Origin of the sequence: Moraxella sp. CTOTU47915 (assembly GCF_031986685.1) — a bacterium.
Taxonomy (GTDB): domain Bacteria; phylum Pseudomonadota; class Gammaproteobacteria; order Pseudomonadales; family Moraxellaceae; genus Faucicola; species Faucicola tetraodonis.
Map to the genome: position 1 here is coordinate 1 of NZ_DAMAAE010000010.1, position 16,709 is coordinate 16,709.

At 42.9% G+C, this 16,709-nt stretch carries 12 protein-coding genes; 7 read left to right on the top strand and 5 right to left on the bottom strand.

Annotated features, from left to right (window positions below; genetic code table 11):
- Positions 1-93: 93 nt before the first annotated feature.
- A complete protein-coding gene (locus tag RTL34_RS08735) occupies positions 94-4,374 on the bottom strand; it encodes a beta strand repeat-containing protein (RefSeq protein ID WP_312116252.1) in 4,281 nt (1,426 codons plus the stop codon).
- A gap of 341 nt (positions 4,375-4,715) precedes the next feature.
- Here RTL34_RS08735 and RTL34_RS08740 point away from each other — a divergent pair, with 341 nt between their 5' ends.
- The 3 genes from RTL34_RS08740 (at position 4,716) to rnt (ending at position 8,354) form a co-directional block, all read left to right on the top strand.
- The gene (locus RTL34_RS08740; RefSeq protein WP_312116254.1) at positions 4,716-6,323 is read left to right on the top strand and encodes a hypothetical protein; all 1,608 of its coding nucleotides are present in this window, start codon (positions 4,716-4,718) and stop codon (positions 6,321-6,323) included.
- 175 nt (positions 6,324-6,498) lie between these two features.
- Entirely contained in the window at positions 6,499-7,581 is a 1,083-nt protein-coding gene (pyrC, locus tag RTL34_RS08745) for a dihydroorotase (protein WP_312116256.1), read from the top strand.
- A 44-nt stretch (positions 7,582-7,625) separates the two neighbouring features.
- On the top strand, positions 7,626-8,354 hold the full coding sequence (rnt, locus tag RTL34_RS08750; RefSeq protein WP_312116257.1) for a ribonuclease T: 729 nt from the start codon (positions 7,626-7,628) through the stop codon (positions 8,352-8,354).
- 66 nt (positions 8,355-8,420) lie between these two features.
- On the opposite strand, the gene RTL34_RS08755 is transcribed toward rnt, so the two are convergent.
- The 4 genes from RTL34_RS08755 to RTL34_RS08770 form a co-directional block, all read right to left on the bottom strand.
- Positions 8,421-9,635 carry a hypothetical protein gene (locus RTL34_RS08755; RefSeq protein WP_312116258.1) on the bottom strand — a complete coding sequence of 405 codons (1,215 nt, stop codon included), beginning with the start codon at positions 9,633-9,635 and terminating at the stop codon, positions 8,421-8,423.
- A gap of 170 nt (positions 9,636-9,805) precedes the next feature.
- Positions 9,806-10,435 (bottom strand): 3-oxoacid CoA-transferase subunit B, encoded by a 630-nt coding sequence (locus tag RTL34_RS08760; protein WP_065252965.1) that lies wholly within the window; start codon positions 10,433-10,435, stop codon positions 9,806-9,808.
- Positions 10,436-10,452: 17 nt separating this feature from the next.
- The gene (locus RTL34_RS08765; RefSeq protein WP_036599674.1) at positions 10,453-11,160 is read right to left on the bottom strand and encodes a CoA transferase subunit A; all 708 of its coding nucleotides are present in this window, start codon (positions 11,158-11,160) and stop codon (positions 10,453-10,455) included.
- Positions 11,161-11,420: 260 nt separating this feature from the next.
- Entirely contained in the window at positions 11,421-12,056 is a 636-nt protein-coding gene (locus tag RTL34_RS08770; RefSeq protein WP_312116262.1) for an FxsA family protein, read from the bottom strand.
- Between the two features lie 244 nt (positions 12,057-12,300).
- Between RTL34_RS08770 and ruvC the strand changes: the two genes are divergently transcribed.
- The 4 genes from ruvC to RTL34_RS08790 all read left to right on the top strand — a co-directional run bounded on the left by ruvC (position 12,301) and on the right by RTL34_RS08790 (position 16,693).
- Positions 12,301-12,903, top strand: coding sequence for a crossover junction endodeoxyribonuclease RuvC (gene ruvC / locus RTL34_RS08775; protein WP_312116264.1), 603 nt, complete (start codon positions 12,301-12,303; stop codon positions 12,901-12,903).
- A 166-nt stretch (positions 12,904-13,069) separates the two neighbouring features.
- Positions 13,070-13,930, top strand: a complete 861-nt coding sequence (gene purU, locus RTL34_RS08780; protein WP_248145806.1) for a formyltetrahydrofolate deformylase — start codon at positions 13,070-13,072, stop codon at positions 13,928-13,930.
- Between the two features lie 105 nt (positions 13,931-14,035).
- On the top strand, positions 14,036-15,433 hold the full coding sequence (locus tag RTL34_RS08785) for an MFS transporter (RefSeq protein ID WP_312116268.1): 1,398 nt from the start codon (positions 14,036-14,038) through the stop codon (positions 15,431-15,433).
- A gap of 156 nt (positions 15,434-15,589) precedes the next feature.
- A complete protein-coding gene (locus RTL34_RS08790) occupies positions 15,590-16,693 on the top strand; it encodes a calcium:cation antiporter (protein ID WP_312116270.1) in 1,104 nt (367 codons plus the stop codon).
- Positions 16,694-16,709 lie beyond the last annotated feature (16 nt).

Genomic DNA, 16,709 nt, shown 5'->3' on the forward strand with positions numbered 1-16,709 from the left:
TTAATTGATTATGTAGCTTATCCTAGCATATTTTTTAATCGTGAACAGGTTCTTACATTGTGTAAGGGGTTTTTACTAATTTAATAGGGTTAGTTATTTATAAGGTGTTAAACACACATTATAACCAGAACCACTGTCTATTGGATTGATAACCGCGCCATCAGCAAAGGGACTACGCCAGTTTGGACGAATAGTAAAATCGGTGATATCTGTTACTAGTACTGGAAATTCAAATTTTGAACGCTGCTGTACATATTCAGTCCCATCGACTTTAGTAGTGACACGCACATTTGCGGTAAACCAGTTGGCGGTATCTTTGGCATAGCGTAGTTTGATGTCAAGCTTACCTGTGGCATCGGTGGTTAACGTCGCTGTGCCATCTTGCGTTAGTACGCTACCATCGCCACCTAAAATAGCGACTGGATTAAATGGGTCTAGTTTACCATTGGTGTTAGTATCTTCGCCAACATCCAGAATGTTGTTAAGGTTAAGGTCTTCAGCACGACAGGTAATATCTTCAATCTTGGTTGGTATGATGCCAAGAGTTTTGCTAAAGTCTCGGTAAGCACGCATACCCCAAGCGACTGCATTGCCAGAGGCATCTCTGGCGGCATAGAACTCGCCACCACGATAGTAGTCAGGAATCACAGAAACAGAAACAGGTTGATTCACCACAGGTTTACCAGTGCTATTAACCACATAAATAGAGCCATTCATGATGTAGTATACTTCATCATCGCTTGAGGCAACTTTATCAGAGAAGCTCACCCCAATCGATGCGGCTTGATTTTGTACCGTGAGTGTTTTGATAGCAGTTTTTGGTGAGTTAATCAGCATATCAGTATTGCCAACGCGTACGGCTTTGACATCACTCTTGATTTGTACGGCATCGACTGCGGTAGGCACTTTACCTGCATAGTAGCGAATAGTTGCAAGACCCGTTTCATCAGTGAGCACATATGCATTACTAATTCTGCCGCCTGAAGCATCTTTGACAAGTGAGAACTCAACAATCGCGTTTTTGATAGGACGATCTAGGCTATCTTTGACAGTTGCTACAACTTTGGCTTCACCATTGGTATTAACAATCGTGATGTCAGAGTTTAAGAAGAATTTCTGTACATCTCTTGAAATAAAGCTAATATTATCACTGAGTAATGGCTTGGCTTGTTCATCTTCAACTGTCAATACTGCATTACCTGGGGTACCTGAGGTAAGGCTGAACACAGCTTTCCCACCTGTGATAACCGCTGGTATACGCGTACCTGACTGACCATTAACAGTGAGTTGTCCTTTGGTGGTTGATAAATACACTTTGGTATTGTCAGCAACTGTTGGAGTATTGACGGTAATCGTATAAGGCTGATCAACCAATGCTTCATTACTGACTGTATTAACCCCATTTTGGCTAACAGTGATGGTGGTGGTATTTGGGGTAAGCTTGGTCAAAGTATAAAGATTGCTAAATACTTGATAACTCGCTGGGTTAGCTTGATTACTTACACGAACTGCTAGGTTGATTTTACTACCGACATCGGCGCCTAACTGCGAAACAGTCTTGGTAATACTATAGGTACCTGCCGCATTGGTAACAGCTGTCGCGACAACAGTCGTTGGGTCATTTTCGTTAAATAATTCGATGTTGGTATTAGCGATGCCCTTTTGGGTGCCATCAAGTAGTGTCCCTGTCAATGTCACATTGTCAGTTGGCAATACAGAGGTTTGTGAAGCAGTAGCATTTTGAATCACTGTGCCTGATACTGCAATATCTAATGTCTGTTCTTCGGCTTGGTAATTGCCATCATTGACAATTACTTTTACTTTAGCATCATGGTTAAGTTTGGATAACAAGCCTATATCGCTTTGTTTAAGCGTGACAACGACATTGCCGCTGCTGTCAGTAGTTAAGGATGAAGTTTTATCAAAAGATAGACCATAGCTAACACCATTATCCAATATTTGTAGATATACAGGGACATTCGCTTTGATACCACCTTTAGTATCAGTGACATGAATCGTTAGAGTCATTTCATCACTGCCAGTAGTTAAGCTATCTTTTGACTTATTGACAAAGAATTGATAAGCAGGAGTATTGGCATTGCTTGTCGCACTGCGGACGGTAGTAGTACCCACAGACACACCAGATTGGGCAGTGACGACTAAACCATTTTGTAAAGCAGTGGTTGCCTTGGCAAGGTCTTTGATTTCAACTTCAATAATCGCTTCACCATTGGCATTGGTATTGACAACCGCACCTGTGTTATTGACCAGGCCAGAATCCGTTGGAACTTTGAAGCTGACTTGCGCATTTGGCACGACGGCGCCGTTTTTATCTATTGCCAGCGCTGTGACTTTAACTTTTGAGCCAACAGCCAATTGAATTGCTGAATCACTGGTTAATAGCAATGAGTTGACGCTATTGGCCGTAATAGCTTCTTGGGTTTTTAAGGTGACCGTTGAGCTAGTGATAGCACCAGCAGTTGCCTTAAATGATAGTCCACTAGTTTGCAAGTAGTATTTTTGGTCTGGGGTGAGCGCGCCGACTTTTAAAGTTAATACCGCTTCACCATTGGCATTGGTGATTGCCTGAAGTGGGGTGGTATTAGTTATACCAGTTGCAGCTGCCGAATCCAATAGCGTAAAGCTGACAGGCATGTTCGCTAAGCTAACGTTATTTGTATCTCTTACTTGCGCGGTTACATTGATGGTGTCGCCAGTGTTGGTTGTCAATGTGTCCTTGTCTGTAACTAAATCAACTTTAGCGATATCTGCAACAGTTGCTACTTTAATAGATTTTAAAGTAACGGCAGTAGCGGTCTTAGCGTTTGAAGATGCATTTACCGTAAAGCCTTCAGCTAGTTTAGCTTTTTGGGCTGTGGTCAAAGAAGCGTTGACAGCAAAAGTCATCACTGCTTGGCCTGAACCATTCGTATTAGGAGAAGAACTGGCTATGGTTAGTCCATAATCAGCGAGTGTGGGATAACTAAATGCGACAGGTGCATTGCTAACAGGTCTGCCATCTTTACCAAGCGTTGTTGCGGTTATACTAAACTGAGCGTTAGGCGCTAAAGAGATTGTATCAACGCTCGGGGTTAAGCTAATTGAGTTTACTAAACTTTCAGCTGTTTCATTTTTAGCCGTCAAGCTTGCTTGGGCAAATTTACCATTAGAAGATGCATTAACGGTGAAGCCTTCGATTAATTTAGCTTTTTGAGCAGTAGTCAGTGAGTTTACTGTGAAAGTAACAGTAGCTTGACCAGATCCATTCGTAGTTGCCGAAGAATTTGCTACCGTCAGTCCGTATTCTGCAAGTGTTGGATAAGTGAAGGCAATAGGCGCATTACCAATAGGTTTGTTGTCTTTATCATTAGTCGTTACAGTTAATGTGAATGTTGAACCAGTAGTTAAGGGAATAGAGTCCACATTAGGGGTTAGAATAATAGAGTTAACTAAGCTTTCAGCGGTAACCGAACCACTATTGGTATCAAGGTTATCAACACCTTTAAAGGTGGGTCTATTTGACGCTTTTAAATCAATATCTCTATCAATAAAGGCATCAACTTGGAAACCATTTTTTAGATCTTCTCTTTTATCTAAAGACATGACTTGCAAAGTAATTGTAGCAATACCTCTATCATCAGTATTTACAGTAGAGCCAGAAAGATTATAAATACCTAGACTTGGTAAATTTGATAAATCAAAAGTAACAGGTACATTTTTTAAAGCGCCGCCTTTACTGTCAGCGACAAATGCACTTACTGTAATTTGCGTACCTACCTCAAGTTTGAAGTTTGCATTGGAGGGAGAAAGCATAAGTGAACGGGCATCGTTAATAACATTAGTTATTTCAGTAGATATAGAGGGTGCAGCACCAGTTAAGCTAATTGTTCCATTCGTAATGGCTTGCTTGGTATTGGTTGGTTTCACACTAATTGAAAGTTTATCACTGTTTGCTTTTAAATAAGCGGTTGCTTTTGCCAAATCTTTAATTTGCAGTTCAATCGCTGCTTCACCATTGGCATTGGTGGTAATAGGTGTTGGTGTAATGACATAGATTCCGCTTGTCGCTGGGTCTGGAATGGTTGCATCGACAATTACACCTTCTACAGGTTTACCACTTTTTAACGCATTAGCAATAATTGTAAACTTTTCGTCTTGTTTAAGAATGAAAGTATTAAAAGATTTGGTGATAGTCATACTATCAACATCTTTAACATTAGTAGTGGGAGTTGTGGTATCCCCATTACTTTGACCTGGCTTCGAAGGCGGGGGCAATGTATCATTACCGCCACCACCGCCACAACCAGCGAGGGCAAGTGCGGTCGTCAATGCAGAGAGTTGAAAGGACTTGATTAGGTTGGTAGAGATAGCCATAAAGTTATCCTAAAGTGAGTAAGACTGCTAAATAAAGCGATAGAGATAAATAGAATCAGAAAAAATTACCAATTTTTCGATGAGCAGAAAATGTTACGTAATTGATGCTAAAATATAATTTTTGATGTTGTCTACTTTACTAAGTTTGCACAAAAGTTACAACAAATTCTAATCATAATTTGATGATTTTAATCGAATTGAAATTATAAATTATCAACAAGATTTCTAAATTTAACGCTATTTTTTTAGAGGGCGTATAAAGAAGTTGCCCTACATCTACAATATTGCTAAAAACTCACTAACCATCCCAATGCCAAAAAATGTAAATTAAGTGATAAAGTATGCTGTCAAAAAATCCTTCAATGCCTTGTAATATCATTGACCATATATCGTTATATCATTTTTGGGCAAACACTCTGCCACCAGTGCTGCCAATAGTAGCAGATGGATCGCACGTATCAATTTGTTATCTAAAAAAAGTGGTGCCTGAGCTGTTAAAAGTCGTGCTTTATCAGTTATCGGCAAAAATTCAGCAAAATCCGTCATTAATCCATCAAACTTTGCCGCAGGTAACAGATAAAAAAAGTTTTACCCCCGAATTTTTCACTGCTTTAGTTACAAAAAATTTCATTGAAAACGGCATCAACTTTGTAACCTTAAAGCAACTGTCTAAAAATAGCCCATCGATTTTTGAGCAGTTGTTTAATGATGAAACCCAAAAAACCATGATTGCCGGCGTGCTACTGGAAAAAACCCATCTGCCCTTAGATAACCTGTTAACTATTTGGCAGACTATCACTGCATTGGCGGTGATAAATTTGGCAGATATGATAAGTTCACTACAAAACACCATAGACTCAGCGCAGATTACTGAGTGGCTTGCGATGCAGCCCGTTTTTTTTATGTCGCCAGAAGATGCGGGGCTGATAAATGCAGTAGGTTTTAGGCGCGCTGTCAGTTTTCAATCAATGCAGCAACAGCAATTAAAATGGTCAAAAATTCAAAATATTACCGATTTGCCTGTCTATCAACAGCATGTTATTCAGCAAATGACTATTTATAAAGCGTCCAATTTTTTTAACATTGCGCCAATGACCATCCCGCAGGCTCACCTCAATCAACATGTGACTTCAAACCCTAATCGCCAAATAAATAAAACGGTGACGTCAAACGCACAAACAGCCCTTTCAGCCAGCGATATTTTTGCCAAACCGCAAGTTCGCAAACCCGCTCATTGGATAGATAAGCTACAAAAAAATTGGATTGCGACCGCCACCGTATTATCTGTCGCCGTTTTTGGCGGAATAGGCGCGTTGGTGAGCGTCAAAGATAAGCCTGCCGCCACTCAACCCTCGGCAGAAATGTCAGTGGCACACCCAGTTTATCACGATGTGGCAATAGTAAAAGTCGCCTCTGTAGCGGCTAAGACTAATCCGATTACAATGACTGAGCGTGGCAAAAAAGCAGCTATCTCTGAATTACAAGAGAATAATAAACCACGAGATAATCACAAATCACAAGATAATAAGCATTCAGTGCAAGCTAAAAAAGCGCAAGACACGAAAAAATCAGATAAAAAGCAGCCTAACAAAGAGCGCAAAAAAACCACCAGCCCGGATTTTGGCAATGACTCTAATGCTGACTCTAAAAAAGATGTTAAAAAAGCTAACTTAGCGACCAAAGGCGACAAGCAACCTTCTGAAAAAACCACTAGCGCTAGCAAAAAATCAGCAGCTAACGATAAAACTGTAAAACAAAAATCGCCACAAAAAGCGCAGAAAGCCTCATCGTCAACAACCGCCACTGACAAAAAATCCGCTAAAAAGCCTGACAAAAAGGCAAATAACACGATGGATAATAAGGCAGATGACAAGGCGAATAACAAGGTGGGTAATAAGGTAAACAATAAGGTGAATAACGAACCTAGCAATAAATCCAAAATCCATTAACACCGTTATTAAAACGACATAAACTGACGTATTATTTGTCGGTGTGCTTGGCTTGCGAATATTTTCATGTTGTTTTTTGCCTAAAACTGCTATCATGCACAAGTTTTTCAACGCTTCAATTATCGGTTTTTGACGTTGTTTTTTTAAGGCACTCTCAAAACTGTTCGAGGAAATCATGAGCGCAGCGACTGCACCTATCAATACTTTTACTATTACTGCCCCTGATGACTGGCATATTCATTTACGGGACGGGCAGGCGCTTGCCACGACGGTGCCACATGCTGCTGCCAATTTTCGCCGCGCCATTTGTATGCCAAATTTGGTGCCACCCGTCAAAACAGCCGCTGATGCTGTCGCTTATCGTGAGCGTATTTTGGCGCAAGTGCCCAATGACAGTATTTCTCAGCAATTTGAGCCATTGATGACGCTTTATTTAACCGAGTCACTGACGGCAGCAGACATCGAAACCGCCGTTGATTCAGGGGTAGTAAAAGCAGTCAAGTTATATCCTGCAGGTGCGACCACCAATTCTGCGGATGGGGTGAGCCATATCAATCATTGCACCGATGTATTTGCCAAGATGGAAGCGTTGGGTTTGCCGCTGTTGGTTCATGGTGAAGTGACGCACCACCATATTGATATTTTTGACCGTGAAAAACGCTTTATTGATGAAGTGATGGTCAATCTCATTGATAAATTTCCAAAACTAAAAATCGTCTTTGAACACATCACCACCAGTGACGCCGCTGACTTTGTGTTGTCACAGGGCAAAAATGTCGCAGCGACGATTACCCCGCAGCATTTACTGTTTAATCGTAATCACCTGCTGGTGGGCGGCATTAAACCGCATTTTTATTGCTTGCCGATTTTAAAACGCCAAAGTCACCAAAAAGTATTACTTGATGTGGCAACCAGTGGTAATCCCAAATTCTTTATTGGCACTGACTCTGCGCCCCATGCGACTCATACTAAGGAAAATGCTTGCGGTTGTGCAGGCTGTTATAGTGCATCGATTGCGCTGCCTTTGTATGCACAAGCCTTTGAAAGCGTGGGCAAACTTGATAAGTTAGAAGGCTTTACCAGTATTCACGGGGCAAAATTTTATGGCTTACCTATCAATAGTGATAAAGTGACCTTGGTGCGTGAAGCCTGGCAAGTCCCCGAGCATTATCCTTATCTTGACGGTAAAGATTTGACCCCGCTGATGGCTGGGCAAACGCTGGACTGGAAAGTGATGCCATTTAATTTAGCCGTATGATTGTTCACCCTTTATTTTTCTGTTTTTTTTCCGCAAGGTAACGTATGACCGCCACAACTGAACCCATGACTATTGCCAACCGTTTTCGCAATTACTTGCCCGTGGTGGTGGATGTAGAGACAGCAGGGTTCAATCCAAAAACCGATGCCTTGCTTGAGATTGCCTGTATTCCAATTTTGATGGATGATAGCGGGCGTTTTTACCCAGGTGAGGCGGTCAATGCCCATATTGAGCCGTTTGAAGGGGCAAATCTTGAAGCGCGTGCCCTGCAATTCACCGGCATCAATCCGCATAGCCCGATGCGAAAAGCCATTGCCGAAGATGAAAAAACCGCCATTCGCCGTATTTTTAAATATTTAAAAACGGTGCGTCAATCGACCCAATGTACCAAATGTATTTTGGTGGGGCATAATGCGCATTTTGACCTGAGCTTTTTAAATGCTTTAATTGAGCGTACCAATAGCAAAAATCAAAGCCAATTTCACCAGTTCTCCGTGTTAGATACCGTCACCTTATCCGCGCTTGCGTTTGGGCAAACGGTACTGGCGAGAGCGTGCAAACTCGCTGGACTAGAATTTGATGGTAATGAAGCGCATTCTGCCTTATATGACACCCAAAAAACGGCTGAATTGTTTTGTTATATCTTAAACAATTATCCGCTGCTGACGCCAAACTTAGCGAGCGATGAGCCTAATGATGAGGAGCGTGATGAGCGTCAGGATAGCGATGATGAGGGTGCACTAGTGTCATCTGATGACCCAAATGATGGCTAAATTTTTTGGTAGTGATTTGGATGTTTAATCTTGTTTAATCCCAAATCACGTCATTCATCCAAATCTTTAAACTTTAACTGCTACAAATATCAGTATCATTAACACAATCAGCGCCGCAGTTGCAAGCACCATTTTTTTGCCATAGCTAGTATCTTCGCGTTGGGTTTGCTTGAGTAATGACAGGGTGGCAATACCTTGCGAAATTCGCATGGCGTCAGGGTGACCATGTGCCGCAGCCAGCTCTAGCCAGTATTTGCCCATCTCGCTATCTTGCTCGACCCCATGTCCTGCATAGTAGAGTTTACTGAGTAATTTCTCTGCGCGATTGTCTTGTTGCGAGGCTGCTTGTTGCAACAGTAGCAAGGCTTGTTGGGAGTTTTGAGAAATCTTGAGTAAGTGATTGCCTTCAAATAGCCACAGCGCTTGGCGCAGCAATGCATCAGCAAGACCATTCTTGGCAAATTCATCAATTATTTGTACGGCTTTTGACAAATTATCTGCTGATAGAGTGTTTTCGATTACATTTTCTTCGAGTACATTATTTTCTAATGCATTGATTTCTAATACGTTGCTTTTTAATAAATTGTCCCTTGATTGCGCTGTTTGAATCAGTGCAACCGCTTTTTCATACATTGTTCGGCTTTGTTCTGCCATGTCTGAATCAAGCCATTGAATGGTCTGCAAATCCTGTGTAAGCTCGCCAAAAATCGCATGTTTATTGACCACTGCCTGTGATTCGGCAATGGATTTACGCTGATTGAGCAGTCCTTCATGCAGTGTGGGATTGAGTAGCGCGGCTTCAACTTCTGCCTTATAGCGGGCGATTTCATGTGCTTGGCGTTGCTGTTCTTGTTGTTGTTTTTGCTGTTCAATCTGTTTGGCTTGGGCCCTTGCTTGCGCAATGATTTGGCGATTTAAGCGTGTTTTTAATGGGATTTTGCTGGTTAGCGATTGAGAAGTAAGGGGGTTTTTGAGCGGAGTGGGCGGCACCGATGACGCCGTTTGTTGAGCCATGTGCACAGGTTTATCAGTAGCAGGGGTGACATTCTCTGATACCGCTTTATGATCATTGGACGTATCCATTATATTGGCTGTATCAATCAGAGGGGTGATTTGCATCACTGTTTGGCTAAAATCTGGCACCTCGGTAAAGTCAAACCGATAAATTTGCGGCAATACCACGCCGTCATCGGCTGCCATCTCATTGGGATATTTACGATCAATCAGCGGATTGTCTTCATCGGTGACAAATTGGGAATGAGAGAAGCGAGATGCAATCATGGTGTTGGATAAATGTTGATAGTGATGTCATTATAGAGGACAAATCACCGAAAGTAAAAAAGCCAAAACCATAAAAAAGGACAGCGTCACTGTCCTTTATTATTGTCTTTTTTCACTGCCCTGTTAATGGCAATTTAACGCTGACTTGTGACAGCGCTATTTTGCAGGTGTTATTGGGCAATGGTTACGGGCGTTTTTGATTGTAATTCTTCAAACGTGACACCGTCTGCCAGCTCAACCAGTTTTAGACCGTTATCGGTCACATCCATGATGGCCAAATCAGAGATGATACGATTCACCACTTTTTTGCCTGTCAGGGGTAACGTACATTCAGCCAATACTTTTGGCTCACCATGTTTGTTGGTATGTTCCATCAATACAATGACGCGTTGAACGCCTGCGACCAAGTCCATCGCGCCGCCCATGCCTTTAACCATCTTGCCAGGAATCATCCAGTTGGCAAGATCGCCAGTGTCTGAAACTTCCATCGCCCCCAAGATAGCAAGGTTGACTTTGCCGCCACGAATCATGGCAAATGACTGTGAGCTTGAGAAAAAGCTCGCACCGGTCGCTGTGGTGACGGTTTGTTTACCCGCATTGATTAGATCGGGGTCAACTTTATCGGGTGTTGGGAATTCATCAATCCCAAGCAGCCCATTTTCTGATTGTAGCCAAACGTTGACGCCTTCTGGAATATAGTTCGCCACTAAGGTTGGTAAACCAATACCTAGATTGACATAAAAGCCGTCTTGTAGTTCTTTTGCGGCTCTTTGTGCCATTTGTTCACGAGTCCATGCCATGGTAATCTCCTTATATCCTAGTTTGTCTGTTCTTTGGTCGTCACTTTTTCGATGCGTTTTTCTGGGTTGGCATTGACCACGATGCGATGCACATAAATACCCGGCAAATGAATTTGGTCAGGGTCTAGCTCGCCAGTTTCCACCAATTGCTCAACTTCGACAATGGTGACTTTACCTGCCGTGGCGACATCTGGGTTAAAGTTACGTGCCGTTTTATTGAATATTAAGTTGCCCGCTTTATCCGCTTTTTGGGCTTTGACCAGTGCCACGTCAGCGACTAATGAGCGCTCAAGGATATATTGACGACCGTCAAATTCACGTTCTTCTTTACCTTCAGCAATTTGGGTGCCTACGCCAGTTGCGGTAAAGAACGCAGGGATGCCCGCACCCCCGGCACGCAATTTTTCTGCCAGTGTCCCTTGTGGGGTCAATTCCACTTCCAATTCACCCGATAAAAACTGCCGTTCAAATTCTTTGTTTTCACCCACATACGACGCAATCATTTTTTTGACTTGACGAGTCTCTAGCAATAATCCTAAACCAAAGCCATCGACTCCGGCGTTATTGCTGATACAGGTCAAATCTTTAACACCGCTATCTCGCAAGGCTTCAATTAAAGCTTCGGGGATACCACACAGACCAAAACCACCCACCGCAATCGTTTGTCCATCTTTGATGACGCCCTCAAGTGCGCTAGCTGCGCTGTCATATACTTTGCTGGTCATACATTCACTCCTTGTCGCTAACCAATGTTGTTAATATTATTTACCAAAAATAAAAATCACGCTCAAACCTAAAAACTCCAAAACGAAACAAATTGTATCATTATAGAATTTATATAACAAATTTTGTCTTAAGTAAATCACATTGCATGAATTTTTGCAAAAAGTAAACCCAGTTTTTCGCAAAAATAAAGCATAAAAAAAGGCATCCTAGGGATGCCTTAAATTTATCAATTTTTAACAGTCAATTTTTTATCGATTTTCTAGTCATCATTGGCAGAGCGAGTGATGCGTTTGGCGTTCGAGTTGACCGTTTTGGCTTGTCCGTCAATGGTCGTGCCAAATTTACCGCCGTTGTTATTTTTGCTACCAAAGCCCCCGAAAGGATTTTGTCCGCCCATACCGCCAAATGGATTTTGACCGCCAAACGGGTTTTGTCCGCCCATGCCGCCAAGACCCCCTAAGCCACCCATTTTTGAGGGATCGATACCACCCATTTTGCTTGCCATCATTTGCATCAATTTTTCTGGGTTTTTAGTGGCATAGTCTTTGGCAAAGGCTTTGAACTTATTTTGTACCGCAGGTAATAGCACAATAAGTGCCGCAATATCACTCAAAATACCTGGCAGTACCAACAAGATACCTGCCACCGCAAAAGCAATCGCTTTAACTACGGAATTTTCATTGGGACGCATGGCAGGGTTAAGCATGGCGGCTTGCGCTTGTCCAGCCATCGGTTTTAAGGTGGCTATGCCTTTTTTAATCAGGGCTGCACCCACAAAGCCCGCCACGACAAACCACAAAAATACCCACCAGCCACTGACAAATTGTGCGATTAGATACCAAATCAGCATCTCAATAATCAACCAGACAATGGCAATCCCAACTATGTTTCCCATGAAAATACGATTCCTAAATTGTGAATAAACTATCAACAACAAATGATGCATCATTAACCAATGCAATAATGATGGGGGTAAAGAATAAAACTATCAAATAGTTTTTTGAAATTCAGCAATTTTTTCGTTAAATTTTTGATAAATGCTATAATTTGACTTCGTTTTTAGCTTCGATATTTTTAGCTTTGACTGCATTTTTAGCAAAATTGTTTTGTGGGTATCTTTTTTTGTACGAGCATTTTTTATGAGTATCTTTATTGGTATTGACCCAGGCTCACGTCTGACAGGCTATGGCATCATTCGGTTGAGTGGGGATAAACTTGAACATTTGGATGCAGGCACGATTCATGCTTATAGCCAAGGGGAAACCATGCCCGAGCGGCTCAAGCGGATATTTGATGGGGTTAGCCGTATCGTTGAGCATTATCAAAAATATACCAATGAACCCATGACCGCTGCCATCGAGCAAGTATTTATGGCATCGAACCCCGACACCGCGCTCAAGCTTGGGCAGGCGCGGGGTGCAGCGATTGCCGCCATGGTTGCCAAAGATTTGCAAGTAGCTGAATATACCGCACGGCAAATCAAACAAGCGGTATGTGGCTATGGCGCGGCAGACAAAGAGCAGATTCAGCTTATGGTCATGCGCTTGTTGAGCCTTGAGATACAGCCGCAAGCGGATGCGGCAGATGGGTTAGCGTGTGCGATTTGTCATGCCTATCATAGTCAGACGCTGAATAAATTGCTCGGTGGCGCCGCGGTAGTCGGTGGTCAAAGCGCAGGTGGACGTTCAAAGAAAAAAGGGCGCTGGCGCTTGACCGACGTTGATTTGGGTAATTTAGGTTAAAAGGCAGGTTAAAAGATAGGTTAAAAGTTAGGTTAAAAGGCAGTGGGTAAACGAATCTCAAGAAAATTTTTATATCCCACAAGGCTTTTGATGGGTTTAGACTTCTTTGTCAGCACAAAAATCGCTACAATGGCATCTTTTGAAAACTGAACACAAGAAGTACCTCATGAGTCAACTAGCTACTGCAACTTTATTGATTAAATGCCAAGACCGCGCAGGCATTGTGCAAGCTGTATCCGAATTTTTTTATCGTTATGGCGCCAATATTATCAGCCTTGACCAATACTCGACTGAGCCCGAAGGCGGTCAATATTTTATGCGCCTTGAAATGGCTATCAATGATTTAGACAATATCATCGATAATATGAAAGGCAGTTTTGAGCATACCGTTGCTCGCATCTATCAAATGGAATGGAAACTATTTGATAATAGTAAACGTAAAAAGGTGGCGATTTTGGTGTCCAAATACGACCATGCGCTACTTGATTTGCTATGGCGCTGGCAACAAGGGCAACTAGATTGTGAGATTACCTGTGTCGTCAGTAATCATCATGATTTGCGCCAAGCGGTAGAAAATTTTGGCGTGCCATTTCATCAAGTGACTGTGAGCAAAGACAATAAAGCACAAGCAGAAGCCGAGATTCAAGCGCTGGTCAAAGACTGTGATTTGCTGGTGCTGGCGCGCTATATGCAGATTTTATCCGCTGAATTTACCGCCGCCTGGCACATGAAAATTATCAATATTCACCACTCATTCTTGCCAGCCTTTGTCGGCGCCGATCCATACCGCCAAGCGTATGAAAAAGGGGTCAAACTGATTGGTGCCACCGCGCATTATGTCACAGCTGACCTTGACCAAGGACCGATTATTGAGCAAGACGTGCACCGTGTCAGCCATCGCCACCATGTGGCAGAATTGCGGGCGATTGGGCAAGATGTCGAGCGTAGCGTGCTGACCCGTGCCGTGCGTTGGCATCTACAAAACCGGGTGATTGTCACAGGCAATAAAACCGTGGTATTTAACTAATTTTTCATCCGTTATTTGTTGTCATTGCAGCTTATCTTGTTATATGAGGGCGTGGATTTTACGCCCCTCTCCCGACTATAAAAATAATCTACCTGTGGTAGTCCTATGCCGTTATCAAAGTCGCCTGCGCCCCCATCCAATTCTCATTTGACCCACTATAAAACCTTGGGCTTACTGCTCACCTTATACTTGGCACAAGGCTTGCCCGCAGGATTTATTACCCAAGCTTTGCCAGCGATTTTACGTGAATACAACGTCTCACTGGTTGCCATTGGTTGGTCAGGGCTGATTTTGGTACCTTGGGGGCTTAAATTCCTGTGGGCTACTGTCGTGGACGGCTATTATTCACAGAAAATCGGACGCGCCAAAAGCTGGATTTTGCCGATGCAAGGGCTGTCGATTGTCATACTGGTTGCGGTGGCGTTTTTTGAACCGCATAATTTGGCACAAACCCGTTCGGTGATAACATTGTACGGGATGTTATTTACCTTAAGTCTCATTGGGGCGACACACGATGTGGCGACGGATGGGCTAGCAACGCGTTTGCTTAAAGCGGCTATGGCGCCCAAAGAGCCGCTGACCCATGATATGCCTGCGCCTGCGTCTGTTTCGGTGAATCAGACGACCAATCACCATCATCGCCAAAGCCAAGGCAATGCCATACAAGTCATCGGCTATCGGCTGGGGCTGATTATCGGTGGCGGTGTTTTACTGATGCTGCTCGAGCAATGGGGCTGGCGCAACAGTTTTCTTGCCATGGCGGCTTTGGTGGCAATGAATACCGTGCCCATCGTGTTTTTTAAAGAGCACGCCCACACCTCGGTTGAGCCCCTAAAAAAACAAGTACAAACAGCAAAATCTGGCAGTTTTAAGGCACTAAAAAATTACCTTAGCCACCATTATCAGTATTTTTGGTCATCGCGGGAGATGGTAGCTTGGCTAGGCGTGTTACTGACCTTCAAAATTGCTGATGGTATTTCAAGCGGTATGGTCAAACCGATGATGGTCGATGTCGGTATCAACTTGCAGCAAATTGGCTTTTGGGCAACTATTTTGGGCTCGGCTGCCTCAGTCGCTGGGGCAGGGGTCGCCACAATTTTGATGAAACGACTCACTCGCTTTAGGTCACTACTATATTTTAATCTTGCCCAAGCGCTGACCACAGGACTGTACGGCTTGGTCGCTTATGGGTTTTATCATCAGTTACTGACTGATTTTTTGTGGCTCTATGTTGTCAATGCGCTGGAGCATTTTTGTGCGTCGTTGGCGCTGATTGCGATGCTCACGACCATTATGCATTATTCACGCCCTGCCAATGCGGGGAGCGATTTTACTGTGCAGGTTTGTCTGTTGACGGTGTTGGGTGGCTCAGCGCATTTTGCCAGCGGCTATATGGCACATTTTTTGGGCTATCAATGGCATTTTTTGGTGAGTATGCTGATTGGTTTTGTGTGTCTTACGCCAATAATTTACTGGCATAAATTACAAAATAATGAGAAATAATGAGAAATAATGAGAAATAATGAGAAATAATGAAAAATAATGAGAAATAATGAAAAATAATGAGAAATAATTTCATTTTTAATTGATTTTTGATATTTTTGACCATATTATCTATTTATATGATAAATTAAGAAGCATATACAGAGCGGAGGGGCTATGGCAAAAACATTTTGGCTGAACCAAAAATTTAATATCAATCTACCCATTTGGACGTTATTGTCACCAAGTATTGCCGCTTTAGTGCTTGCGGTGCATTTGATTTGGCATCCCTCGGGTATCATCATGAATACCGTGACGGCGATTTTTTTGATGGGGTCAGTTTTTGCTGCCGTGCATCATGCTGAGGTGATTGCTCACAAAGTGGGTGAGCCTTTTGGTACGTTGGTTTTGGCATTGGCGGTCACTGTGATTGAAGTGGCACTTATTTTGGCACTCATGAGTAGTAGCACACCCACCGATGCCGCGGTGCTTGCCCGTGATACGGTATTTGCAGCAGTGATGCTGATTTGTAACGGGATTATTGGTATTTGCCTGTTAATTGGTGGTATCAAAAATTATGTACAGCGTTATAGTTTGCACGGCAGTAAAGCGGCAATTAGTGTGTTATTGGCGATTGCATTAATCGTATTTATTTTACCCAATTTTACCACCTCTGCCGCAGGCGGTTTTATGATTGGCGCTCAGCTAATGTTTGTAGCGATTTGCTGTTTGATTTTGTATGCCGCATTTATCTTTACCCAAACCATTCGTCACCGGGATTATTTTATTGCCGACGGTGTAGATGATCAGCATCACAGTGATAATGCGCTAACCACGGCGATGAGTGTGGGATTTTTGTTTTTCAGTTTGGTGACAGTGGTGGGTCTTGCTAAGATGTTGTCGCCTGCGATGGAAGCGGCGCTGCTGGCGATGGGTATGCCAAAAATCGTGTTAGGGATTATCATTGCTGCCTTGGTACTGTTGCCTGAATCTATTGCTGCGGTAAAAGCTGCCTACAACGACCAACTGCAAAACAGTTTAAATTTGGGGCTCGGCTCGGCTTTGGCGTCTATTTCGCTGACAATTCCTGTTATCGCGCTTTATTCAATGTTTACATCAACGCCCGTTATGTTTGGGTTGTCTGCCAAAGAAGGGCTAATGCTAGTCATTACGCTGATGATAACTATCAATACCTTAAGTACCGGGCGTACCACTTTTTTACATGGCATCATCCATTTGGTCATGTTAGCCACTTTTGTGTTTTTCTCGATTATCCCCTAATGGAATGAATGGTATA

What these genes read in the sequence shown, in the direction of transcription:
- RTL34_RS08735 (WP_312116252.1), bottom strand. Translation starts at nt 4,374, where the DNA reads ATGGCTATCTCTACCAACCTAATCAAGTCCTTTCAACTCTCTGCATTG.
- RTL34_RS08740 (WP_312116254.1), top strand. Translation starts at nt 4,716, where the DNA reads ATGCTGTCAAAAAATCCTTCAATGCCTTGTAATATCATTGACCATATA.
- pyrC (WP_312116256.1), top strand. Translation starts at nt 6,499, where the DNA reads ATGAGCGCAGCGACTGCACCTATCAATACTTTTACTATTACTGCCCCT.
- rnt (WP_312116257.1), top strand. Translation starts at nt 7,626, where the DNA reads ATGACCGCCACAACTGAACCCATGACTATTGCCAACCGTTTTCGCAAT.
- RTL34_RS08755 (WP_312116258.1), bottom strand. Translation starts at nt 9,635, where the DNA reads ATGATTGCATCTCGCTTCTCTCATTCCCAATTTGTCACCGATGAAGAC.
- RTL34_RS08760 (WP_065252965.1), bottom strand. Translation starts at nt 10,435, where the DNA reads ATGGCATGGACTCGTGAACAAATGGCACAAAGAGCCGCAAAAGAACTA.
- RTL34_RS08765 (WP_036599674.1), bottom strand. Translation starts at nt 11,160, where the DNA reads ATGACCAGCAAAGTATATGACAGCGCAGCTAGCGCACTTGAGGGCGTC.
- RTL34_RS08770 (WP_312116262.1), bottom strand. Translation starts at nt 12,056, where the DNA reads ATGGGAAACATAGTTGGGATTGCCATTGTCTGGTTGATTATTGAGATG.
- ruvC (WP_312116264.1), top strand. Translation starts at nt 12,301, where the DNA reads ATGAGTATCTTTATTGGTATTGACCCAGGCTCACGTCTGACAGGCTAT.
- purU (WP_248145806.1), top strand. Translation starts at nt 13,070, where the DNA reads ATGAGTCAACTAGCTACTGCAACTTTATTGATTAAATGCCAAGACCGC.
- RTL34_RS08785 (WP_312116268.1), top strand. Translation starts at nt 14,036, where the DNA reads ATGCCGTTATCAAAGTCGCCTGCGCCCCCATCCAATTCTCATTTGACC.
- RTL34_RS08790 (WP_312116270.1), top strand. Translation starts at nt 15,590, where the DNA reads ATGGCAAAAACATTTTGGCTGAACCAAAAATTTAATATCAATCTACCC.